This window comes from Sphingomonas sp. ABOLE, assembly GCF_003950455.1.
GTDB classification, from domain to species: domain Bacteria; phylum Pseudomonadota; class Alphaproteobacteria; order Sphingomonadales; family Sphingomonadaceae; genus Sphingomonas; species Sphingomonas trueperi.
In genome coordinates, this window is the sequence record NZ_QQWY01000002.1 from 92,992 (window position 1) to 114,422 (window position 21,431).

Annotated in this window: 19 protein-coding genes and 1 tRNA gene; 9 read left to right on the forward strand and 11 right to left on the reverse strand. The window is 68.2% G+C overall.

What is annotated here, in order from left to right; genetic code table 11:
- Positions 1-36: 36 nt before the first annotated feature.
- Both CA234_RS01800 and CA234_RS01805 read left to right on the forward strand, forming a co-directional pair.
- Positions 37-1,407, forward strand: coding sequence for an APC family permease (locus CA234_RS01800; protein ID WP_126000730.1), 1,371 nt, complete (start codon positions 37-39; stop codon positions 1,405-1,407).
- A 135-nt stretch (positions 1,408-1,542) separates the two neighbouring features.
- Positions 1,543-2,661: an MFS transporter gene (locus tag CA234_RS01805; protein ID WP_125973277.1), complete on the forward strand. Its 1,119-nt coding sequence runs from the start codon at positions 1,543-1,545 to the stop codon at positions 2,659-2,661.
- Here the strand turns inward: CA234_RS01805 and nhaA are convergent.
- From nhaA to CA234_RS01830, 5 genes are all read right to left on the reverse strand, one after another.
- Positions 2,562-3,824 (reverse strand): Na+/H+ antiporter NhaA, encoded by a 1,263-nt coding sequence (gene nhaA, locus CA234_RS01810; protein ID WP_125973048.1) that lies wholly within the window; start codon positions 3,822-3,824, stop codon positions 2,562-2,564. The genes CA234_RS01805 and nhaA overlap by 100 nt on opposite strands.
- Before the next feature lie 62 nt (positions 3,825-3,886).
- Positions 3,887-5,482: a lysine--tRNA ligase gene (locus tag CA234_RS01815; protein ID WP_125973050.1), complete on the reverse strand. Its 1,596-nt coding sequence runs from the start codon at positions 5,480-5,482 to the stop codon at positions 3,887-3,889.
- Between the two features lie 41 nt (positions 5,483-5,523).
- A complete protein-coding gene (locus CA234_RS01820) occupies positions 5,524-7,380 on the reverse strand; it encodes a ferrous iron transporter B (protein WP_126000731.1) in 1,857 nt (618 codons plus the stop codon).
- Entirely contained in the window at positions 7,377-7,655 is a 279-nt protein-coding gene (locus CA234_RS01825) for a FeoA family protein (RefSeq protein WP_125973054.1), read from the reverse strand. Before CA234_RS01825 ends, CA234_RS01820 begins: the two co-directional genes overlap by 4 nt.
- 286 nt (positions 7,656-7,941) lie before the next feature.
- Complete coding sequence (locus CA234_RS01830) at positions 7,942-8,745, reverse strand: DUF72 domain-containing protein (protein WP_125973056.1); 804 nt, start codon at positions 8,743-8,745, stop codon at positions 7,942-7,944.
- A 63-nt stretch (positions 8,746-8,808) separates the two neighbouring features.
- Here CA234_RS01830 and CA234_RS01835 point away from each other — a divergent pair, with 63 nt between their 5' ends.
- Entirely contained in the window at positions 8,809-9,501 is a 693-nt protein-coding gene (locus tag CA234_RS01835; RefSeq protein ID WP_125973058.1) for a FadR/GntR family transcriptional regulator, read from the forward strand.
- 5 nt (positions 9,502-9,506) lie between these two features.
- Here CA234_RS01835 and CA234_RS01840 read toward each other — a convergent pair whose 3' ends face one another.
- Together CA234_RS01840 and CA234_RS01845 are read right to left on the reverse strand one after the other, a co-directional pair.
- Positions 9,507-9,905 (reverse strand): DUF2147 domain-containing protein, encoded by a 399-nt coding sequence (locus tag CA234_RS01840; RefSeq protein WP_241213148.1) that lies wholly within the window; start codon positions 9,903-9,905, stop codon positions 9,507-9,509.
- 112 nt (positions 9,906-10,017) lie between these two features.
- Positions 10,018-10,092: transfer RNA gene (locus CA234_RS01845), tRNA-Gly, on the reverse strand.
- 219 nt (positions 10,093-10,311) lie between these two features.
- Here CA234_RS01845 and CA234_RS01850 point away from each other — a divergent pair.
- From CA234_RS01850 to CA234_RS01865, 4 genes are all read left to right on the forward strand, one after another.
- Entirely contained in the window at positions 10,312-11,208 is an 897-nt protein-coding gene (locus tag CA234_RS01850; protein ID WP_125973281.1) for a tetratricopeptide repeat protein, read from the forward strand.
- Positions 11,205-11,813 carry an LON peptidase substrate-binding domain-containing protein gene (locus CA234_RS01855; protein ID WP_125973060.1) on the forward strand — a complete coding sequence of 203 codons (609 nt, stop codon included), beginning with the start codon at positions 11,205-11,207 and terminating at the stop codon, positions 11,811-11,813. Before CA234_RS01850 ends, CA234_RS01855 begins: the two co-directional genes overlap by 4 nt.
- A gap of 145 nt (positions 11,814-11,958) precedes the next feature.
- Positions 11,959-12,297: a P-II family nitrogen regulator gene (locus tag CA234_RS01860; protein ID WP_010542740.1), complete on the forward strand. Its 339-nt coding sequence runs from the start codon at positions 11,959-11,961 to the stop codon at positions 12,295-12,297.
- Between the two features lie 14 nt (positions 12,298-12,311).
- A complete protein-coding gene (locus CA234_RS01865) occupies positions 12,312-13,736 on the forward strand; it encodes an ammonium transporter (RefSeq protein WP_125973062.1) in 1,425 nt (474 codons plus the stop codon).
- A gap of 174 nt (positions 13,737-13,910) precedes the next feature.
- On the opposite strand, the gene CA234_RS01870 is transcribed toward CA234_RS01865, so the two are convergent.
- Both CA234_RS01870 and recQ read right to left on the reverse strand, forming a co-directional pair.
- Positions 13,911-14,336 (reverse strand): TIGR01244 family sulfur transferase, encoded by a 426-nt coding sequence (locus tag CA234_RS01870; RefSeq protein ID WP_125973064.1) that lies wholly within the window; start codon positions 14,334-14,336, stop codon positions 13,911-13,913.
- 63 nt (positions 14,337-14,399) lie between these two features.
- Positions 14,400-16,169: a DNA helicase RecQ gene (recQ, locus tag CA234_RS01875; protein ID WP_126000779.1), complete on the reverse strand. Its 1,770-nt coding sequence runs from the start codon at positions 16,167-16,169 to the stop codon at positions 14,400-14,402.
- 109 nt (positions 16,170-16,278) lie between these two features.
- On the opposite strand from recQ, the gene CA234_RS01880 reads away from it, so the two are divergent.
- Positions 16,279-16,791, forward strand: coding sequence for a GAF domain-containing protein (locus CA234_RS01880; RefSeq protein ID WP_125973066.1), 513 nt, complete (start codon positions 16,279-16,281; stop codon positions 16,789-16,791).
- A 75-nt stretch (positions 16,792-16,866) separates the two neighbouring features.
- Positions 16,867-18,318, forward strand: coding sequence for an ATP-binding protein (locus tag CA234_RS01885; protein ID WP_126000732.1), 1,452 nt, complete (start codon positions 16,867-16,869; stop codon positions 18,316-18,318).
- Positions 18,319-18,321: 3 nt separating this feature from the next.
- Here the strand turns inward: CA234_RS01885 and CA234_RS01890 are convergent, their stop codons facing one another.
- Both CA234_RS01890 and CA234_RS01895 read right to left on the reverse strand, forming a co-directional pair.
- Positions 18,322-19,011: a phosphatase PAP2 family protein gene (locus CA234_RS01890; protein ID WP_125973070.1), complete on the reverse strand. Its 690-nt coding sequence runs from the start codon at positions 19,009-19,011 to the stop codon at positions 18,322-18,324.
- A gap of 68 nt (positions 19,012-19,079) precedes the next feature.
- Positions 19,080-21,365 carry a CDC48 family AAA ATPase gene (locus CA234_RS01895; protein WP_126000733.1) on the reverse strand — a complete coding sequence of 762 codons (2,286 nt, stop codon included), beginning with the start codon at positions 21,363-21,365 and terminating at the stop codon, positions 19,080-19,082.
- Between the last annotated feature and the right edge of the window lie 66 nt (positions 21,366-21,431).

Here is a 21,431-nt window from a genome sequence, read left to right on the forward strand (position 1 = left end):
CGCGGTCGCCACGCTGCCCCGCATCTCGGGGGGCCGATGCCGCAAACGAACGCACGACTGGACCGCAGCCTGGGCACCGCGGGCGTGCTGCTCCTCACCCTGTCGATCACCACCCCGGCATCGTCGCTGTTCGTGATCGTGCCGGGCAGCCTGCAGATCGCCGGCACCGGCACGCTGCTGGCGCTGGCGATCGCCGGCGTGGTGTGCCTCGCCACGGCGCTGATCTATGCCGAGCTCTCGTCCGCCTTCCCGGTGGCCGGGGGCGAATATGTGATGGTAGGGCAGACACTGGGGCCGGCGGCCGGGTTCATGATGCTGGGCGTCAATGCCTGCAACAACCTGCTCTTCCCGCCGGTAGCGGCGCTGGGGATCGCATCCGTGGGGTCGACGGTCGTGCCGGGACTGCCGCCGGTGCCGGTTGCCGTCGGCGTGCTGCTGGCCTCGACCCTGGTCGGCATCCTCAACATCCGCTTCAACGCGCTGTTGACCGGCGCCTTCCTCGCCGCGGAAGTGGCGGCGGTGCTGGTGATTCTGGCGCTGGGCCTGGCGGCGCCGGCGCGGGACGTGCTGCCGCTGCTGCTGCACCCGGTGGCGCCCGGTACCGACGGGCTGGTGCCGGCGAGCGCCGCGAATATCGGGCTGGCGACCTCGGTCGCGATCTTCGCGCTCAACGGCTATGGCGCAGCCGTCTATTTCGGCGAAGAGATGCATGGCGCCTCCCATCGCATCGCCCGCGCGATCCTGCTGGCCCTTGCTGGCGCCCTGCTGCTGGAGGCGGTGCCGGTCGTCGCGGCGTTGGTCGCCACGCCCGATCTTGCGGCGTTCCTGTCCGCCGAAGACCCGTTCGGCGCCTTTGTGCGGATGCGCGGGGGATCGGCGCTCGCCCTGTGGGTCGCGGCGGGCATCGTCGTCGCGATCGTCAATGCGGTGATTGCCTGCATCCTTGCCAATGGACGGTTCTTCTACGCCACCGCGCGCGACGAAAGCTGGGGCAGACCGCTGGATGCCTGGCTCGAGGCGATTCACCCGCGCTTCGGATCGCCCGCGCGGGCGACGCTCGCCTCGGGGGCGATCGGCATCGCCGCCTGCTTCCTGCCGCTGCGGCTGCTGCTGGTGCTGAGCGGCACGGGGCTGATCGCCATCTATGCCGGACTCGCACTGGCGGCGATCGTCGGACGGCATCGGGGCAGCACCGCGCATGGACCCTATCGCATGCCGCTCCACCCCTTGGCCGCGGTGGTGACGCTGCTGGTGCTGGCGGCGATCGCCGGGCTCAACTGGCTCGACCCGGCGGAGGGAAGGCCGGCGCTGCTCGCTACCTTGGCGCAGTTGCTCGCGTCCGCGCTCTATTACCGGCTGGTGCTGCGGCGGCGCGGCTGGAACGCCGCGTTGCCCGCCTGTCCTTGATTGCGCGCAAAGCAGTTGCGGTTGCACGGTTTTTGAATTGACGCTGCACTGCAGCAAATCCATTTGCGAGCCGTGCACGCCCCCGTTCAACGCTCCGCCGCCCGCTCGCCGGGCCTGGTCCACTTCGCGCTCGCCATGGGCGGATTCGCGATCGGCACCACCGAATTCGCGACGATGAGCCTCGTGCCCTATTTCTCCAAGGGCCTCGGCATCGACGAGCCGACCGCGGGCCATGTGATCAGCGCCTATGCGCTGGGGGTGGTGGTGGGGGCGCCGCTGCTCGCGGTGGCGGCGGCGAAATGGTCGCGGCGGACGCTGCTGATCGCGCTGATGGCGAGCTTCGCGCTGTTCAACGCGCTGAGCGCGCTGGCGCCGACCTATCACTGGATGCTGCTGTTCCGCTTCCTCAGCGGGCTGCCGCACGGCGCCTATTTCGGGATCGCCGCACTCGTGGCGGCATCGCTGGTGCCGTATGACCAGCGCTCGCAGGCGGTTGGTCGCATCATGCTCGGGCTGTCCGTCGCCACCGTGCTGGGCGTGCCGGCAGCCAACTGGCTGGGGCAGGCAGTGGGCTGGCGCTGGGGCTTTGCGGTGGTCGCGGCGCTGGCGATGCTCACGGTAGCGCTGGTCGTGTGGCTGGCGCCGAAAGACCGTCCGGAGCAAGGCGCGAGCCCGTTGCGGGAGCTCAGTGCCCTGGCGAACGGACAGGTGTGGCTGACGCTCGGTGTCAGTGCAATCGGCTTTGGCGGGCTATTCTGCGTCTACACCTATGTCGCCTCGACGCTGATGCACGTCACCGGCACCCCGCCCTGGGGCGTGCCGCTGGTGCTGGCGATCTTTGGGCTCGGGATGATCGCGGGCAACATCGTCGTGCCGCGCTTCGCCGATCGTGCGCTGATGCCGACCGGTGCGGCGCTGCTGATCGCGAGCGCCGTTGCGCTGTCGCTCTATCCGCTGGCGGCGCATTCGCTGCCGCTGGTGGCGATCGATGTGTTCGCGATCGGCTTTGCCGGGGCGCTCGGCCCGGTGCTCCAGACCCGGCTGATGGACGTGGCCGGCGACGCGCAGGCGCTGGCCGCCGCGCTCAACCACTCGGCGTTCAACACCGCCAACGCGCTCGGCCCCTGGCTGGGCGGGCTGGCGATCGCCGCCGGTTACGGCTGGACGTCGACCGGCTGGGTCGGCGCGCTGCTGGCGCTGGGCGGGTTGGCGATTTTGGGCGTGGCGGTGCTGGCGGACCGCAGGACCGCGTAACCCGCTACCGCCGACAGGATCGACCCGAGCAGCACGCCGATCTTCACCTCGTCGACGAACAGCGCGTTGCCCGGGAAGGCGAGGCCGCCGATGAACAGGCTCATCGTGAAGCCGATGCCCGCGAGCAGCGACACGCCGTAGATCTGCCGCCAGCCGGCATTGCCGGGGCGCTTGGCGATGCCGGTCTTCACCGCCAGCCAGATGCTGCCGAAGATGCCGAGCTGCTTGCCGAGGAACAGGCCCGCAGCGATGCCCAGCGGCAGCGGCTCGAGCAGGATCGCCGGCGACAGCCCCTCGAACGAGACGCCGGCATTGGCGAAGCCGAACAGCGGCACGATCAGGAACGCCGACCAGGGATGCAGCGCATGCTCCAGCCGGTGGAGCGGCGAGTCCACGGCATCGGGCGCGGCCGGGGACTTGACCAGCGGGATCGTCATCGCCGCGGCGACGCCCGCGATGGTCGCATGCACGCCCGACTGGAACACCAGCACCCACAGCACCACCGCCAGCGCGAGGTACACGGCGAGGTGGCGCACGCCGAGGCGGTTGCAGGCGATCATCACGCCCAGCACCACCGCCGCGCCGACGAGCGCTATCAGGTCGATATGCGCGGTGTACGCCACCGCGATGATCGCCACCGCGCCCATGTCGTCGACGATCGCCACCGTGGTCAGGAACAGCTTGAGCGCGGCGGGCGCGCGGCTGCCGAGAATCGCCAGCACGCCGATCGCGAAGGCGATGTCGGTGGCGGCGGGGATCGCCCAGCCGCTGGTGACGCCCGGCGTGCGGCCGGCGATCAGCAGATAGACGGCGGCAGGCACCACCATGCCGGCAGCGGCGGCGATCACCGGCAGGCGGCGCCGGTCCCAGCTCGCCAGCCGCCCGTCGACGAACTCGCGCTTGATCTCGAGCCCGACGAGCAGGAAGAACACCGCCATCAGCCCGTCGTTGATCCAGAGATGCACCGTCATCGGGCCATAGAGCGGCGAAATCACCGGGCCGGTCTCTTGGTGCAGCGTGTGGAAATAGGTCTCGGAAATGCCCGGCAGGTTCGCCGCGAGCATCGCCAGCGCGGCCGCGGCGATCAGGAAGATGCCACCGGCCGCCTCGCCATGGAGGAAGGCACGCGCAGCCGAACGAACGGTGCGGATACGGCGTTGCATGGTCTTCTCCCTTGTCAGTAGCCGTATCCTCCCCCGGGCGGGGGAGGATACGCTAGAGCTACCTACGCCAGCTTCGCCAGCGCTTCCGCGATCAGCTTGCGGCTGTTCGCGATGCCGTACAGCGCGATGAAGCTGCCCATGCGGGGCCCCTGTTCGGAGCCGAGCAGCGTCTCGTACAGCGCCTTGAACCAGTCGCGCAGATTCTCGAAGCCGCCGGTCTTGCCGATCTCATAGACCTGGTCCTGGATCGCCTCGGCGGTCGCGTCGGCGGGCAGGACAGCGAGTTCGGCGTCGAGCCGCCGGAGCGCCTCGATCTCCACGCCCACCGGCGCACGCTTCTTGAGCGTCGGGGCGACGAAATCGCGGGCATAGGCGAGCGCATAGCCGATCAGACGGTCGAGCGCCGGATAGGTTGCCGGGTTCGCGTCCGGGACATAATTCGTAAGATAGCCCCAGACCTGTTCCTTGGTCGCCTCGCCCATCACGCCGACCAGGTTGAGCAGCAGCCCGAAAGTGACCGGCAGCGTCTCCGCCGGCGGCTCGCCATTGTGGATATGGTGGACCGGGTTGCCCAGCTTCTGCTCGATCGGCTGACCGGCATAGTTGCCGCGGAACTGCCAATATTCGTCGATCGCGCGCGGGATCACGCCCAAATGCAGCTGCTTGGCCTTTTTGGGCTCGCGATAGGCGTAGAAGGCGATGCTCTCCTCGGGGCCATAGGTCAGCCACTGTTCGAGGCTGAGCCCGTTACCCTTGGACTTGGAGATCTTCTCGCCCTTCTCGTCGAGGAACATCTCGTAGTTGAAGCCCTCGGGCGGGCGGCCGCCGAGCACGCGCGCGATCTTGCCCGACTGGGTGACCGAGTCGATCAGATCCTTGCCGGCCATCTCGTAGTCGACGTCGAGCGCGACCCAGCGCATCGCCCAGTCGACCTTCCACTGGAGCTTGGCCTTGCCGCCCAGCACGCTCTGGACGATCCGCTCGCCCTCATCCTCGAAGGCGATCAGGCCTGCCTCGGCATCGACCACCTCGACCGGCACCTGCAGCACGATGCCCGACTTGGGGCTGATCGGCAGGACCGGCGAATAGGTCGCCTGGCGCTCGGCGCGCAGCGTCGGCAGCATCACGTCCATGATGCCCTGATAGTGGCGCAGCACCTTCCGCAGCGCGTCGTCGAAACGGCCGCCGGTGTAATAGTCGGTCGAGGAGGCGAACTCGTACTCAAAGCCGAACTGGTCGAGGAATTCGCGCAGCCGCGCATTGTTGTGGTGGGCGAAGCTTTCATATTTCCCGAACGGATCGGGCACCTGGGTCAGCGGCTTGCCGAGATGCTCGCGCAGCATCTCCTGGTTCGGCACATTGTCCGGCACCTTGCGCAGGCCGTCCATGTCGTCGCTGAACGCGATCAGCCGGGTGGGCACGTCGCACAGGCTCTCGAAGGCGCGGCGGACCATGGTGGTGCGCAGCACTTCGTTGAACGTGCCGATATGCGGCAGCCCCGAGGGGCCATAGCCGGTCTCGAACAGCACATGGCCTTTCTCCGGCGCGCCACCCGTAGCGATCTGCGGATAGCGTTTGAGCAGCTTGCGCGCCTCTTCATAGGGCCAGGCCTTGGAGACGAGCGCGGCTGCGCGGAGTTCGGGGGGTACAGTGCTCATAGTCCCCTGCCTCTGCCGTTTTCGCGCACGCGATGCAATTGCTAGAGGCCGAGGCCCACCGCGCTCCAATAGGTGATGCCGGCCGCAACATAGGCGAGCGCGAACAGATAGCCGATCATGAAGGCCGGCCATTTCCACCCGTTCGTCTCGCGCCGCGTCACCGCGATCGTCGAGATGCATTGCGGCGCGAAGACGAACCACATCAGGAAGGCAAGCGCGCTCGGCAGGCTCCAATGCCTCTGGAGCTGCTCGCGGATCGACTCCTCGCCCGACGCATCATCGGGATTGTCGACCGCGTAGACCGTGCCGATCGCCGCCACCGCCACTTCGCGCGCGGCCATCGCCGGGATCACCGCCAGCGCCATGTCGCGGTTGAAGCCGATCGGTGCGACGATCTTCTCCAGCCCGCTGCCGATGCGGCCCGCGATCGAATAATCGACCTTGGAGATGCCGCTGCCCTCGGGCGGCTTGGGGAAGCTGAGCAGCGCCCACAGAATCACGGTGGTGTAGAGGATGATCGTGCCGGCGCGCTTGAGAAAGATCAGCGCGCGCTGCCAGAGCCCGAGCAGCACGTCGCGCGCGCTGGGCCACTGATATTTGGGCATCTCCATCATGAAGCCGGAGGTCGCGCCCTTGGTGACCGTCCGGCGCAGCACCAGCGCGACCAGGAAGGCGCCCAGGATGCCGAGAATATAGAGCGCGAACAGCACCAGCCCCTGCAGCCCCACACCGGGCAGCACCGCACGATCGGGGATCAGCGCGCCGATGATGATGGTGTAGACCGGAAGGCGCGCCGAACAGGTCATCAGCGGCGCGATCAGGATGGTGGTCAGCCGGTCCTTCTCGTCGGAGATGGTACGCGTCGCCATGATCCCGGGCACCGCGCAGGCGAAGCTGGAGAGCAGCGGGATGAAGGCACGGCCCGAAAGCCCGACGCTCGCCATCACCCGGTCCATCAGGAAGGCGGCGCGGACCATGTAGCCGGTCGCCTCCAGCACCAGGATGAAGGCGAACAGGATCAAAATCTGCGGCAGGAACACCACGACCGCGCCGACGCCCGCGATCACCCCGTCGACGATCAGCGAGCGGAACACCCCGTCGGGCAGCGCGCTGCCGACCTCGGCGCCGAGCCACTTCATCCCGTCCTCGATCCAGCCGATCGGGACCTCCGACCAGGCGAATACCGCCTGGAACATGACGAACATCGTCCCGAGCAGGATCAGCGGTCCCGCAACCGGATGGAGGAACAGCGCATCCAGCCGATGCGTCCAGCGCCGCGCGGCGGTTTCGGAAACGGTGACGGCGGTGGCGATCTGGCGGGCGCGACGCTGGAGCAGGACGATGTCGTGCTGCACGCCCGCAGAGGGACGGATCTTGGTCACGCCCTTCACCATCTCGCCCATCCGTTCCTTGAGCGCATCGAGCCCGCGGCGGCGGACCGCGACGGTGGCGACGACGGGAACGCCGAGCTCGCGCTCCAGCGCTTCCGCGTCGAGCTTCAGCCCGTCGCGCTCGGCGAGGTCGACCATGTTGAGCGCCACCACGATCGGCAGGCCCAGCGCGATCAGCTGGAGGGTGAAGCGGAGATGGTTGTCGAGATTGGAGGCGTCGACCACGGTGAGGATCGCGTCGGGCAGGCGCTCGCCCTGCTGGCGGCCGAGCAGCACGTCGCGCGTCACCTGCTCGTCGGGGCTGCCGGGATCGAGGCTATAGGCGCCAGGCAGGTCGACCAGCTCGATCGGGCGGCCATCGGGCAGCGACATGCGACCCGAATGGCGCTCGACGGTGACGCCAGGATAATTGCCGACCTTCTGCCGCGCGCCGGTCAGCGCATTGAACAACGCGCTCTTGCCGGCATTGGGATTGCCGACCAGCGCAACCAATGGCGTGGCGTTCATGCGTGCTGGGCCAGCGGCGTCACATGAATCGCGGCGGCGACATGGCGGCGGAGCGCCACGGTCATCCGGCCGATGCGGCAGGCGAGGGGGCCGCCGAACAGGCCCGAGCGGTGGAGCAGCTCGACTTCCACGCCCTCGTCCAGGCCCAGTTCGCGCAGGCGGCGCGCCTCGGGCTCGGCAAGGCGATCCCACTCGACTCCGGCCACGGTGCCGGGGGCATGGCGATGCAACTGGGCGAGGCGTACAGGCACGGGGATCGCAGCGGGGGCGTTCATGCTGCGAGTGATTATCAATTACCCGGGGGTTTGGCTAGGCCTTGAACGACGTTTGGAAACGCACGACATTCGGGGGCAGGGCGCAGCGTACGGTGTCCCGCCGCCACGCCCCACGCCTCATTGATAGCCGCCTTCTTCCTCGCGTTCCTCGGCGGCGTCCTTCTGCGCCTCTTCCATCGCTTCGGCTTCGTCGTCCTGCGGCTTCTGCTGTTCGGGATCGTGAATCATGATGGGCCTCCTGGGGTTGCCGGGACTAAACGAAGCGCCGCCGCAAAGGGTTCGCCGCTCAGCCCAGCCGGCGGAGGAACGCCTGGGCACCCGCGGGTGCGCGCACCTTCCCGCCATGGATGAAGAACACGAAGGTCTCGCGGGGCTGCACCGGCGCGGGCTCGGCCGCGAAGGTCGGCAGCCCCTCGGGCTGGCCGCCCGCCGCCCAGGTCCTGGCCGCCTCCACCCAATGCGGCAGATCGGCCTCGGGATAGCAGAAGGGGTTGTCGTCCTCGCCCGCTTCCAGCCGCGCATAGACGAAATCGCCGCTCACGTCGGCGATCGCCGGATATTGCGGCGAATCGGCAAAGACGATTCCCACGCCCGCCGCGCGGCACAGCGCCACGAACTCGGGCGTCTGGAAGCTGTCGTGCCGCACCTGCACGGCGTGGCGGAGCTTCACGCCGTCCTGCGCGGCAGGCAGCAGCTTGAGGAAGGCGCCGAAATCCTCCGCGTCGAACTTCTTGGTCGCCATGAACTGCCAGAAGATCGGGCCGAGCTTGTCGCCCAGTTCGGTCAGCCCCTGCCCGCAGAAGCGCGCGATCGATTCGCCTGCCTCCGCCAGCACCTTGCGGTTGGTGACGAAACGCGACCCCTTCACCGTATAGACGAAGCCCTCGGGCGCCGCGGCCGCCCAGCCGGCGAAGCTCGCCGGCTTGAAGGTGGAATAATAAGTGCCGTTGATCTCGATCGCGGTGAGCGCGGCGGCGGCATATTCCAGCTCGCGCTTCTGCGGCAGCTTGTCCGGATAGAAGGTGCCGCGCCAGGGCTCGAAGGTCCAGCCACCGATGCCGACGCGGATGGGGGCGGGGGTGGCGGGCATCGGCTTCTCCTAAGACCATGGCACGACTCGCCATTTCCAAACGGCTTAGTATCGTGGCGCATCATGCTGCGAAACCACGCACCCTCCGACCAGCGCCTCGCCGACCAGGCCTATTCGCGAATCGTCGAGATCATCCTGGGCGGGCTGAACGTCGGCGATCGGCTTCCCTCCGAATCGCGGCTGGCGGAGAGCTTCGGCATGTCACGCACCGTGGTGCGCGAAGCGCTGGTGCGGCTGGCGGCCGACGGCATCACCGAAGCGCGGCGCGGGGCGGGCTCCTATGTGATGCGCCGCCCGTCGCTGCGGCTCGGCGCGCACATGGCGTTCGACGAGCTTTCCGCGACGCTCGGCACCTATGAAGTGCGATTCGCGCTCGAATCGGACGCCGCGCGGCTGGCCGCGCGCCGGCGCTCGCCCGAGCAGCTGGCCGAGATCGAATCGGCGATGGCCGATCTGCGCAAGGCGCTGCTCTCGAGCGACCCGGCGCATGACGAGGATTGGCGACTGCACCGCGCGATCTTCCGCGCGACCTCCAATCCTGCCTTCGAAAAGGCGTTCGAGCATCTCCACGAGGAGACGATGCGAATCATGCGCGCCGGCGTCGACATCGCTCGCCTCCGCGAAGCCGAGCCGATCGCGGCGATGGTCCGCGAGCATGCGACCATCGTCGAGGCGATCCGCGCACAGGATGCGGACGGCGCGGCGCTGGCGATGCGCTGGCATCTGTCGGAGGGGCGAAAGCGGCTGATGCCCTGAGCCGGTCAGGGCCGCACGCGCGTCCAGGTCTGGGCCTTGCACACCGCCCCAAGCAGCGCGCAGCCCTTGCCGACAATGGTGTTCTCGTCGACCACCGTCACGGTACTGCTGAAACGCTGGTTGATATCGGGGACGAACACCGTGCCCTTCCACAGGCCTGCGCGCACGATCTTGAAATTCTGGAACAATTGCGTGCCGATCAGCTGCTTGGTGCCGCCCCGCTGGGCATCGGTCTTGGCCTTGTCGCTTGCCCAGATCACCGTTGCACACATGCTGTCGGCGCCACAGGGCTCGGCGCGGACATGGACGCTGTTGCTGGGGTTGCGCCACACCGAGGGCTGCGGCCGCTCGTCGGCGCCGGTCACCAGGGTGGCGAGTATCAGCGCGATAGGCAGGGAATGCATGCGAGGTCTCCGAATAGCCGGAGGCTGCCAGTAGCAGGGAATGCCCGCCGATCCATGTCGGGAGGCAAACGATATCGTGTCGGCAGCGGAACGGCGTGATCGCCGGAAACGCTGGAGCGGGCGAAGGGATTCGAACCCTCGACCCCAACCTTGGCAAGGTTGTGCTCTACCCCTGAGCTACGCCCGCTCTGGCGTCGTGGCCGGGAGCGTTTCGAAGCGCTCTCGGCGGGTGAGGCGGGCCAACTAACAGCGGGTTTCAGACTGCGCAACCCCCCTTTTGCACTTTTTGGAAAAGACTTGGCGGTTCGGCCCCGAACGCCCAAATAGGAGCCGACCCGCCCGCGCGCCCATCCGAGGCGCCGGCACCCGCAGATTGCTGAAGGAGCGCATTTTGGCCACGCTTGGTATGAGCCCCGCCGACAAACAGGCCGTCGACGCCTTCCGCAAGGACGTCGTCGAGCCGTCGATGTCGAAGCTCGTCGTCATCGATTTCTGGGCCGAATGGTGCGGCCCGTGCAAGGCGCTGGGCCCGGTGATCGAGAAGGTCACCGACGACTATGCCCCCAAGGGCGTGCTGCTGGCCAAGATCGACGTCGACAAGAACAACTTCATCGCCAGCCAATTCCAGGTCCGCTCGATCCCGACCGTCTATGCGATGTTCCAGGGCCAGCTGGTTGCCGACCTGACCAGCGCGCGCACCGAATCGCAGCTGCGCGCGATGCTCGACCAGATTCTCCGCCAGCTGCCGATCTCGGGCGAAGCGGCAGATGCCGAAGCCGAGCTCGAACCGCTGATCGCGATGGGCGAGCAGGTGCTGGCCGATGGCGATGCCGAGCGCGCGCTCGCGATCTTCGACCAGATCGCCGAAATGGCACCCGATCACGCCGTAGTCGCCGCCGGCCGCGTCCGTGCGCTGACCACGCTGGGTCGCCACGACGAGGCGCAGGGCGCGCTCGACGCGATCCAGGGCGACGCCGCCAAGGCGCCCGAAGTCGAGCGTGCCCGCGCCGCGCTGAGCCTCGCCCGCGAAGCCCAGCCGGTCGGCGACCTCGCCGGGCTTGCCGCGCGTGCGGCCGCGAACCCCGAGGACATGGACGCGCGCTACGAGCTCGCCGGCGGCCAGATGGCGGCGGGCGACCGCGAGGGTGCGGCCGAGACGCTGCTCGCCATGGTCCGTGACGATCGCGCCTGGAACGAGGGCGCCGCTCGCCAGCGGCTGCTCAAGCTGTTCGAGGTCGTCGGGCTGGAGGACCCTTGGGTCGCCGGCCAGCGTCGCAAGCTGTCGCAGATCCTGTTCGGATGAAGACGACGCGGCTCTCGGTGTTTCCGCTGGCGGGTGCGCTGCTGTTTCCGCGCATGCACCTGCCGCTCCACATCTTCGAGCCGCGCTACCGCGCAATGGTCTCCGAGGCGCTCGCGCGCGACCGGCGGATCGGCATGGTCCAGCCGCGCGACGAGCGTGATCCGCCGACGCTGTTCGACGTCGGCTGTGTCGGCCGGATCGCCGATGTCGAGGCGCTCGACGACGGGCGCTTCAACATCGTGCTCGAAGGGCTGAGCCGCTTCACCATCGTCCGCGAGCTCGAGGTGACCACGCCGTTCCGCCAGGTCGAGGCGGCGCTGGAGGCTGCGGGCGAATCGGAATCGCTGTCGCTGGCCGGCCGCGCCTCGATCGAGATGGAATCGCGCCGCTTCGCCGATGGCCTGGGCTATATGGTCGATTGGGAGGCGGTTACCCGGCTCGACGACGAATCGCTGGTCAATGGCATCGCCCAGATCGCGCCGTTCGATGCCGCGTCGAAGCAGGCGCTGCTCGAAGCACCCCGCCTGGAAGAACGCGCCGAGCTGATCGTGCAGCTGATGCAATTCTTCGGCCGTCACGGCGAGGACAGCGCGACGCTGCAATGATCTGCCCGTTTTTCGGGCAGCCGCGCGTCGCAAAATTCACCAGTTCGTAATATTTGGCGTCTCGAAACGCGCATCCTCTCTGTGCGTTCCATTTGGCACGCCCCTTGCGACGTTGCTCCCCGGGACAACCGCCAGAGGGGGCGACATGAAGCTCATCATCGCCATCATCAAACCCTTCAAGCTCGACGAGGTGCGCGAGGCGCTCACCACCGTCGGGGTGACGGGCATGACCGTTACCGAAGTGAAGGGGTTTGGCCGTCAGAAGGGCCAGACCGAGATCTATCGCGGCGCCGAGTACAGCACGAACATGGTGCCGAAGATCAAGATCGAGGTCGCCGTGGGCAGCGATCTTGCCGACCGCGCCGTGGAGGCGATCCAGGCGGCGGCGAGCACCGGCGCGATCGGTGACGGCAAGATCTTCGTCCTCGACATGGGCCAGGCCGTGCGCATCCGCACCGGCGAGACCGACGAGACGGCGCTGTGAGCAAGGGGGTAGCAATGAAGCAAGGATGGAAGACCGCCGGGCTCGCGCTCGGCGCGGCCGCGCTGGTCGCGGCGATGCCCGCCTGGGCGCAGACCGCACTGATCAAGGCACCCGATGCCGCGCAGCAGGCGACGATGGTCAACAAGGGTGACACCGCCTGGATGCTGATCTCCTCGGCGCTGGTGCTGATGATGTCGGTACCGGCGCTGGCGCTGTTCTATGGCGGCCTGGTGCGCACCAAGAACATGCTCTCGGTGCTGATGCAGGTGTTCATGATCGTCTCGGTCGCCGCCCTTGTGTGGTGCACCTGGGGCTATTCGATCGCCTTCACCAGCGGCGGCGACAACCACTTCTTCGGCGGCCTCTCCAAGGCGTTCCTGGTCGGCGTGAGCGCGAGCACCTATGCCGCGACCTTCTCGAACAACGTCTATATCCCTGAATTCGCCTTCGTCTGCTTCCAGATGACCTTCGCCTGCATCACGCCGGCGCTGATCGTCGGTGCCTTCGCCGAGCGGGTGAAGTTCACCCCGCTGATCATCTTCACCGTGCTGTGGATGACGCTGGCCTATTTCCCGATCGCGCACATGGTCTGGTACTGGGCGGGCCCGGACTTCCTCGTCGACGCGCCGACCGACTATGGCTATCTGTGGGGCCTGGGCGCGCTCGATTTCGCGGGCGGCACCGTCGTCCACATCAATGCGGGCATCGCGGGCCTGGTCGGCTGCCTCGTGATCGGCAAGCGCGTGGGTTTCAAGAGCGAGCCGATGCCGCCGCACTCGCTGACCATGACCATGATCGGCGCCTCGCTGCTGTGGGTGGGCTGGTTCGGCTTCAACGCTGGTTCCAACCTCGAATCGAACGGCGTCACCGCGGTTGCCTTCATCAACACCTTCGTCGCCACCGCCGCTGCCGCGGTGAGCTGGGCGGTGATCGAGCAGGTGGTGCACAAGAAGCCGTCGCTGCTGGGCGGGGTGACCGGTGCGGTCGCCGGTCTGGTCGCGATCACCCCGGCCTCGGGCTTCGCCGCGCCGATGACCTCGATCCTGCTCGGTCTGATCGTCTCGCCGATCTGCTTCTTCTTCGTCACCACGGTGAAGAACAAGCTCAAGTATGACGACTCGCTCGACGTGTTCGGCGTCCACTGCGTCGGCGGCATCATCGGCGCGCTCGGCACCGCGATCGTCGCGGACCCCGCGCTCGGCGGCCAGGGCGTGATCGACTACACCCAGTTCCCGGCAGTCGCCGCGTCCAGCTACAACATCGCCACCCAGCTGCTGGTGCAGGCGAAGGCCGTCGGCATCACGCTGGTCTGGTCGGGCGTGGTCTCGGCGATCCTCTTCTACGGCCTGAAGCTCACCATAGGCATCCGCCCCTCGAAGGAAGTCGAAGTCGAAGGGCTCGACATCAACGAGCATGGCGAGCGCGCCTACAACTACTGACAAGTTCGGGCGCCGCGGGATCCTCTCCTGCCGCGGCGCCCCACCGAGGTTCCTCCTGCGGACAACTGGGCTGGTGGGCAACCACCGGCCCATTTTTTGTTCGTGGGGAAAGCGCCGCGCGTGAAGCAGGCGTACCCCTCCCGCAAGCGGGAGGGGAGCGCTAGAATGGATGGCTCAGCGCGCCGCCAGCTGCTCCAGCGCCGGACGGATGCCGGACAGGTCGTAGCCCGCCCCCGCGCCCTTCGCGACCAGCGCGTCGGGCGCGCCGCCCTTGTAGGCAGTGGCGAGCGCCCAGAGGTTGCAGGAGCGGGTGCCGGAGCGGCAATAGGCCAGCACCGGCCCGTCCACCGAGCCCAGCGCCTCGGCCATCGCCTCGACCTGCGCCATCGAGAAGCCGCCCGGGGTCACCGGAATCTCGGTATAGCCGAGCCCTGCCGCCTCGGCGGCCTCGGCAATCTGCGCGCCGGTCGGCTGGCCGAATTCCTCGCCTTCGGGGCGGTTGTTGATGATGTGCACGAACCCGGCGGCGGCGAGCGCCGGCACGTCCTCCGGCCGGATCTGCGGGGCCACCGAGATGCTGTCGTCGATCTTGTTAGGCATGGCAGGTCCTCCTTTGATTCCAGCGCGAGGCTGTAGCGCGGGGCGTCTTCCCAAGAAAGTCGATCAGAACTGGCGAAGGACGTTCAGAAAGTCCTGCCCATAGGCATCGAGCTTGCGCGCGCCGACGCCCGAGAGCTGCCCCATCTCCGCCAGCGAAGACGGCCGCACCATCGCCATGTCGCGCAGCACCGAATCGTGGAAGATCACATAAGGCGGAAGGCCCGTCTCCTGCGCGATCTCGCGGCGCTTCGCCCGCAGCGCCTCGAACAGCGGGTTGCCGACCGGGTTGGGCACCGAACCCTTAGCGCCGCGACGCCGCCGCTCGCGCTTGGGCGGCAGCACCAGCTCCAGCTTCGCCTCGCCCTTGAGGATCGCCCGCGCTTCGGGGCCGAATTCCAACCCACCATGCTCGTTGGTGCGCAGCGCGTCGCGCAGCAGCAGCGCGCGCGACACGGGCTTCAGCATCGCCACTTCGTCGCCATCGACGATGCCGAACACCGACAGCTTCTCGTGCCCGTTCATCAGGCTGCGCTCGGTCGAGACGCCGGTAAGGATGCCCTCGATATAGCCGATGCCGTACAGCATGCCGGTGCGGAATACCGCCGAGAGGAATTTCTGCGCGGTCACGCTGACGTCGATCGCGGCGGGCGGATTCAGGCAATTGTCGCAATTGCCGCAGGTCTCGGGCGCGTCTTCGCCGAAATGCTTGAGCAGGATCCGGCGGCGGCACCCCGCCGTCTCGACCAGCGCGCCGAGTGCCGTCAGCCGGGTGCGCTCGCCGGCTTGGCGCGAGGGCTCGACCTCGCCGATCCGCTGGCGGGCGCGAGCGAAATCGTCGGCGCCCCAGAAGAGATGCGCGACCGAGGGATCGCCGTCGCGGCCGGCGCGGCCGGTTTCCTGGTAATAGGCCTCGATCGACTTGGGCAGTCCGGCATGGGCGACGAAGCGCACATCGGGCTTGTCGATGCCCATGCCGAACGCGACGGTGGCGACCACCACCATGTCCTCGCTCGCGACGAACTGCGCCTGGTTGCGGCGGCGCACCTCGGGATCGAGCCCGGCATGATAGGGGAGCACCGGCCGCCCGGTCTCCGCCGCCAGCTTCTCGGCGAGCAGTTCCACGCCCTTGCGCGTCTGGGCATAGACGATGCCGGGACCCGGATTCTCCGCGACCACGTCGATGATCTGCCGCGTCGTGTTCTCGCGCGGGGCGATATGGTAGCGGATGTTCGGCCGGTCGAAGCCGGCGACGATCAGCCCGTCTTCCGGAATCCCCAGCTGTTCGAGGATGTCCGCGCGGGTATGCGCGTCCGCCGTGGCGGTCAGCGCGAGGCGCGGCACCTCCGGGAAGCGATCGAGCAACGGGCGGAGCAGCCGATAGTCGGGGCGGAAATCATGCCCCCATTCGGAAACGCAATGCGCCTCGTCGATCGCGAACAGGCTGAGCGGGGCCTGGGTCAGCAGGTTGCGGAAGCCCTCGCCCGAGGCACGCTCCGGCGCGATATAGAGCAGGTCGAGCTGGCCGGCGCGGAACCGCTCGATCGTCTCGACGCGATTGTCGTCGACCGAGGTAAGGGTAGCGGCACGGATGCCCACCGCCTCGGCAGCGCGCAGCTGGTCGTGCATCAGCGCGATCAGCGGGCTGACGACGACGCAGGTCCCCTCCAGCATCACCGAGGGCAGCTGATAGGTCAGCGACTTGCCCGCACCGGTGGGCATCACCGCGAGCGTGCGCTGCCCCGCCATGACGCGGTCGACCACCGCGCCCTGCACGCCGCGAAAGGCGTCATAGCCGAAAACCCGGCGGAGATGTTCAATGGGATCGGGACGCATGGCTGCCATCAGACTGCCCGGCAGGTGCTTGCGCTGTCGAGCAAATGTTAACTTGTGGCTCGGTAGTAGACCGAATGTGCCGGGGGGCGCAAACGCAGGAAGACGAACGATGCCGCTTGATCCCTCGGATGAACCCGCCCGCCTCGCCGAGCTCAAGGGCTATGGCGTGCTCGACACCCCCAACGAGGCCGAATTCGATGCCATCGTGCGCGAAGCCGCGACCGCGCTGGGCGTGCCGATCGCGCTGATTTCGCTGATCGACGAGAACCGGCAATGGTTCAAGGCGCGCGTCGGGCTGGCGCCGCAGGAGACGCCGCGCTCGATCTCCTTCTGCACCCACGCGATCCGCGGTCCGGACGTGTTCGTGGTCAACGACGCCAAGGCCGATCCGCGCTTCTCGGAGAACCCGCTGGTCACCGGCGATCCCAATATCCGCTTCTATGCCGGCGCCCCCTTGCGTACCACCAGCGGCAAGCGGATCGGCACGCTCTGCGTGATCGACAGAACCGCGCGCGCGCAGCTCACCGAGCAGGATACCGCGCGCCTCACGCTCCTCGCCGAGAAGACGATGCAGGCGCTCGAACGCCGCCGCCAGCGCCTGAATGCCGCCGACGCGGCCTGAAGCGAAACGAAGACCCACAGTTTTCATGGCGCCAGCCCTTGCCGCTGCCCCCCATGATCCGGCAAAGCGGCCGGGATGACCGTCAGCGTGGACATGGGCGTCGACGGCACGGGCAGCCCCGTGCCGGTCGATCTGGAGGAGTTGCTTGCAACCCGATTGCTGGTCCAGGGCAATTCGGGTTCGGGCAAGTCGCACCTGCTCCGCCGCCTGCTCGAACAGTCCGCAGGCCATGTGCAGCAGGTGGTGATCGATCCCGAGGGCGACTTCGTCACCCTCTCGGATCGCTACGGCCATCTCGCGATCGAGGCGGTCGACCATAGCGAGCGCGACGTCGCCCGCTTCGCCGCGCGCATCCGCGAGCATCGGGCTTCGGTGGTGCTCAGCCTCGAAGGGCTGGAGGCGGAAGGGCAGATGCGCTGCGCCGCCACCTTCCTCAACGGCCTGTTCGATGCGCCGCGCGATCATTGGTATCCGGCGCTCGTCGTCGTCGACGAGGCGCAGCTGTTCGCACCTGCCGGCGGCGGTGAAGTGGCGGAGGAAGTCCGCCGCGCCTCGCTGTCGGCGATGACCAACCTGATGTGCCGCGGCCGCAAGCGCGGGCTCGCCGGCGTGATCGCGACGCAGCGGCTGGCCAAGCTCGCCAAGAACGTGGCGGCGGAAGCGTCCAACTTCCTGATGGGCCGCACCTTTCTCGACATCGACATGCAGCGCGCCGCCGACCTGCTCGGCATGGAGCGGCGCCAGGCCGAGGCGATCCGCGACTTGGCCCGCGGGCATTTCCTGGGCCTCGGCCCAGCGATCACCCGGCGGCCGGTCGCGATCCGCATCGGCGCGGTGGAGACCAGCGCGCGCAGCTCGTCGCCGAAGCTGACCCCGCTGCCCCAGGCGCCGACCGAGGACATCAAGGACCTGCTGCTCGCCCCCGCCGAGCCCGAATGGGTGCCGCCGGCCCCGCCGCCCGCGCATGCCTATTCCCAGCCGGAAACGGTGCTCGAGCAGCTTGCCCGTTCGGCGCCATCGCCGATGGAGATCGAACCCGATCGCGATCCCGAGGAAGTCGCCGGCCTGGTCGCCGACGTGCTGCGCGCGATCGTCGAGGACGAACAGTCGACGCTGCGCTCGCCCGCGGTGCTCTACCAGGATTTCCAGGTGCGCTGCCGGATGGTGGGGCTGACCCGTCCGCCGCTGGATCTGTCGGGATTCGTCCGCCGGTTATCGGCGGCGCGCGCGGGCATTCACGGCGATCCCGACGATGACTGGGCGCAGGCGCTGGAAGCGGCACGCGCGCTGCCCGACGACATGCTCGGGCCGTTCCTGCTCGTCGCCAAGGCGGCGCGCGAGGGACTGCCCTGTCCCAGCGATACCGATATCGCGACCAGCTACGGCACCAGCTCGCTCGGCCGCGTGCGGCGGCTGATGCAGTATATCGAGAGCAAGGGGCTGTTCGTCACCCGCGTCGACCTGTCGGGCAAGCGCTCGATCACGATTCCCCGGCTCGGCTGGACGACCCAGGCCTCGGACGGCTGAGCCTTAGCGCCCGAAATCCTGGCGCCGGTGCAGCCGCGCGTTGAGCGCGAACATGCACAACGCCCAGATCGCGCCGAAGCACCAGCCGGCCAGCACGTCCGACGGCCAGTGCACGCCCAGAAACACCCGGCTGCAGCCGATCAGCAGCACCAGCAGCACCGCAAAGCTCAGGATATAGGCCCGGGCCCAGCGGCTCGCCTGGGTCTGCGCGACCATGATGCCGAGGGTAAGATAGACGGCCGCCGAGATCATCGCATGGCCGCTGGGGAAGCTGGCGCTCGACACCTCCGCGAGATGCGGCACCACATCGGGGCGAGGGCGGTGCAGGAAGAGCTTGAGCAGCGCGTTGATCATCGATGCGCCGATCAGTGATCCGCCAAGCAGCAGCGCCTCGGCACGCCTGCCGAAGGCGAACAGGAAGATCAGCGTCGCGGCACCCGCCAGCCACAGCACCGTATAGCCGGCTAGCGCACTGATATCGATCGCCGACTGGAGCAGCCAGGGTGGGCCGATCGGCGTCGCGAGGTCGCCGGGCGTGCGGAAGGCCAGCAGCAGCGCGGGATCGAAGGCGAACCCGCTGGCGAAGCGCAGGCAGAGGAATGCGGCAAGTCCCGCCAGCGACAGGCCCAGCAGGGCGAGCGCCGGCCAGAGCCACTGGCGGTTGGAATATTGAAGCGGGTTGGAATCGGTCATGCTGCTCGCTGAAAAAAGAAAAGGCCGCCGACAACGCCTTGGTCGCCGGCGGCCCTGGATGCGGCAGCTTAGCCCTTCGGCCCGCGACCTTCCAGCATGCCGGGCGCGATGAAGCCGATCGGCTGGATCGACGAGGCCTGCTGCTTCAGCCTGCCCTGCATCGCCTCATACTCGTTCTCCATCTCCGGCGTAACCGTCGCCCGCGAGTCCTTCAGCGCTGCCTCGAAATGCGCCATCGTCACTTCGCGGGTCGCCAGCGACTGGCGCAGCGCGACCAGGCCGGCGCGACGGACCACGTCTTCCAGATCGGCGCCGGTGTAGCGCTGGGTCTGCTCGGCAATCGACCCCAGATCGACATCCGCCGCGAGGGGCATCTTCTCGGTCTGGATGCGCAGGATGCGCTCGCGCCCGGCCTTGTCGGGCACGCCGACATAGACCAGCTCGTCGAACCGGCCCGGGCGGAGCAGGGCGGGGTCGATCAGGTTCGGCCGGTTGGTCGCGCCGATCACCACCACCGACTGGAGCTCCTCGAGCCCGTCCATCTCGGCGAGGATGGTGTTGACCACGCGCTCGGTCACCTGCGGCTCGCCCATCGAACCGCCCCGGGCCGGCACCAGCGAGTCGAGCTCGTCGATGAAGATCTCGCAGGGTGCTACCTGGCGGGCGCGGGCGAACAGCCGGGCGATCTGCTGCTCGCTCTCGCCATACCACTTCGAGAGCAGGTCGCTCGACTTGGTGGCGATGAAGTTCGCCTCCGCCTCGCGCGCCACCGCCTTGGCGAGCAGCGTCTTGCCGGTGCCGGGCGGGCCATAGAGCAGGAAGCCCTTGGCCGGCCGGATGCCCAGGCGCCGGAACGCGTCGGGATCCTTGAGCGGCAGTTCGACGCCTTCCTTGAGCCGCATCTGCGCGTCGTCGAGCCCGCCGACATCTTCCCAGCGGACGGTGGGTGCCTGCACCATCACTTCGCGCATCGCCGAAGGCTGGACGCGCTTGAGGGCCTCCAGGAAATCGTCGCGGGTGACCGACAGCGTGTCGAGCACCTCGGGCGGAATGGTGCCTTCCTCGAGATTGAGCCGTGGCATGATCCGGCGGACGGCTTCGATCGCCGCCTCGCGGGTGAGCGCGGCGAGATCGGCGCCGACGAACCCATAGGTGGTACGCGCCAGCTCGGGCAGGTCGACATCGTCGGCCAGCGGCATGCCGCGGGTGTGGATGCCCAGGATCTCGCGGCGGCCGCGATCGTCCGGCACGCCGACGACGATCTCGCGATCGAACCGGCCGGGACGGCGCAGCGCCTCGTCGATCGCCTCGGGGCGATTGGTCGCGGCGATCACGACGATGTTGGCGCGGGCCTCCAGCCCGTCCATCAGCGTGAGCAACTGGGCGACGAGGCGCTTCTCCGCCTCGCCGGTCACCTGGCCGCGCTTCGGCGCGATCGAATCGATCTCGTCGATGAACACGATCGAGGGCGCGTTCTTGGACGCTTCCTCGAACACCTGGCGCAGCCGCTGCTCGGATTCGCCATAGGCCGAGCCCATGATCTCCGGCCCGTTGATCAGATGGAAGCTGGCGTCGCTCTCATTGGCGACCGCACGGGCGAGGCGCGTCTTGCCGGTGCCGGGAGGCCCGTGCAGAATCACGCCCTTGGGCGGATCGACGCCCAGGCGCTGGAATAGCTCGGGATAGCGCAGCGGCAGCTCGACCATCTCGCGCAGCTGGTCGATCGTGCCGGCCATGCCGCCGATATCGTCATAGGTGACGTCGGCCCGGCGGCTTTCCTTGGCCTCCTCATACTCGGTGCGGAGCTCGACCTCGGTATTCTCGTCGATATGCACCACGCCGCGGGGCACGGTGGAGAGCACCGTCAGGCGAATCTCCTGCAGCGCATAGGCGGGCGCCCGCACGAACTGCTGGACGTTGGGCGGCACGTCGGCGCGCTGGTGCCCCACGGTGGCGATCGTGTCGCCGGAGGTGAGGGGCCGCGTGAAGAAAGTGCGCTTCAGCGCCTCGCCGGTGCCGCGCAGCCGCAGATTCGCCTGGGCCGGGCCGAACACCACGCGCGTCGCCGGCTTCGAATCGGCGCGGCGCACCTCGACGAAGTCGCCCGAGCCGACGCCGGCATTGGCGCGCTGGAGCCCGTCTATGCGGAGCAGCTCCAGGCCTTCGTCTTCGGAATAGGGGAGCACGGCACGCGCCGGGGTGCTGCGCTTGCCGACGATCTCGATCACATCACCCTCGGTGATGCCGAGCGCGGCCATCAGGCTGCGCGGGATATGGGCCAGTCCGCGGCCGCTGTCCTCGGGCCGCGCATTGGCGACCTGCAGGCGGCGGGTGCGGGATTCGTCATCGGCCATTCTGGGTTCCTTCGTGGCGGTAGGCCCGAAAGCTAAGAACGGCGGACGCAAAAAAAAGGGCCGCCT

What these genes read in the sequence shown, in the direction of transcription:
- CA234_RS01800 (WP_126000730.1), top strand. Translation starts at nt 37, where the DNA reads ATGCCGCAAACGAACGCACGACTGGACCGCAGCCTGGGCACCGCGGGC.
- CA234_RS01805 (WP_125973277.1), top strand. Translation starts at nt 1,543, where the DNA reads ATGGGCGGATTCGCGATCGGCACCACCGAATTCGCGACGATGAGCCTC.
- nhaA (WP_125973048.1), bottom strand. Translation starts at nt 3,824, where the DNA reads ATGCAACGCCGTATCCGCACCGTTCGTTCGGCTGCGCGTGCCTTCCTC.
- CA234_RS01815 (WP_125973050.1), bottom strand. Translation starts at nt 5,482, where the DNA reads ATGAGCACTGTACCCCCCGAACTCCGCGCAGCCGCGCTCGTCTCCAAG.
- CA234_RS01820 (WP_126000731.1), bottom strand. Translation starts at nt 7,380, where the DNA reads ATGAACGCCACGCCATTGGTTGCGCTGGTCGGCAATCCCAATGCCGGC.
- CA234_RS01825 (WP_125973054.1), bottom strand. Translation starts at nt 7,655, where the DNA reads ATGAACGCCCCCGCTGCGATCCCCGTGCCTGTACGCCTCGCCCAGTTG.
- CA234_RS01830 (WP_125973056.1), bottom strand. Translation starts at nt 8,745, where the DNA reads ATGCCCGCCACCCCCGCCCCCATCCGCGTCGGCATCGGTGGCTGGACC.
- CA234_RS01835 (WP_125973058.1), top strand. Translation starts at nt 8,809, where the DNA reads ATGCTGCGAAACCACGCACCCTCCGACCAGCGCCTCGCCGACCAGGCC.
- CA234_RS01840 (WP_241213148.1), bottom strand. Translation starts at nt 9,905, where the DNA reads ATGCATTCCCTGCCTATCGCGCTGATACTCGCCACCCTGGTGACCGGC.
- CA234_RS01850 (WP_125973281.1), top strand. Translation starts at nt 10,312, where the DNA reads ATGAGCCCCGCCGACAAACAGGCCGTCGACGCCTTCCGCAAGGACGTC.
- CA234_RS01855 (WP_125973060.1), top strand. Translation starts at nt 11,205, where the DNA reads ATGAAGACGACGCGGCTCTCGGTGTTTCCGCTGGCGGGTGCGCTGCTG.
- CA234_RS01860 (WP_010542740.1), top strand. Translation starts at nt 11,959, where the DNA reads ATGAAGCTCATCATCGCCATCATCAAACCCTTCAAGCTCGACGAGGTG.
- CA234_RS01865 (WP_125973062.1), top strand. Translation starts at nt 12,312, where the DNA reads ATGAAGCAAGGATGGAAGACCGCCGGGCTCGCGCTCGGCGCGGCCGCG.
- CA234_RS01870 (WP_125973064.1), bottom strand. Translation starts at nt 14,336, where the DNA reads ATGCCTAACAAGATCGACGACAGCATCTCGGTGGCCCCGCAGATCCGG.
- recQ (WP_126000779.1), bottom strand. Translation starts at nt 16,169, where the DNA reads ATGCGTCCCGATCCCATTGAACATCTCCGCCGGGTTTTCGGCTATGAC.
- CA234_RS01880 (WP_125973066.1), top strand. Translation starts at nt 16,279, where the DNA reads ATGCCGCTTGATCCCTCGGATGAACCCGCCCGCCTCGCCGAGCTCAAG.
- CA234_RS01885 (WP_126000732.1), top strand. Translation starts at nt 16,867, where the DNA reads ATGACCGTCAGCGTGGACATGGGCGTCGACGGCACGGGCAGCCCCGTG.
- CA234_RS01890 (WP_125973070.1), bottom strand. Translation starts at nt 19,011, where the DNA reads ATGACCGATTCCAACCCGCTTCAATATTCCAACCGCCAGTGGCTCTGG.
- CA234_RS01895 (WP_126000733.1), bottom strand. Translation starts at nt 21,365, where the DNA reads ATGGCCGATGACGAATCCCGCACCCGCCGCCTGCAGGTCGCCAATGCG.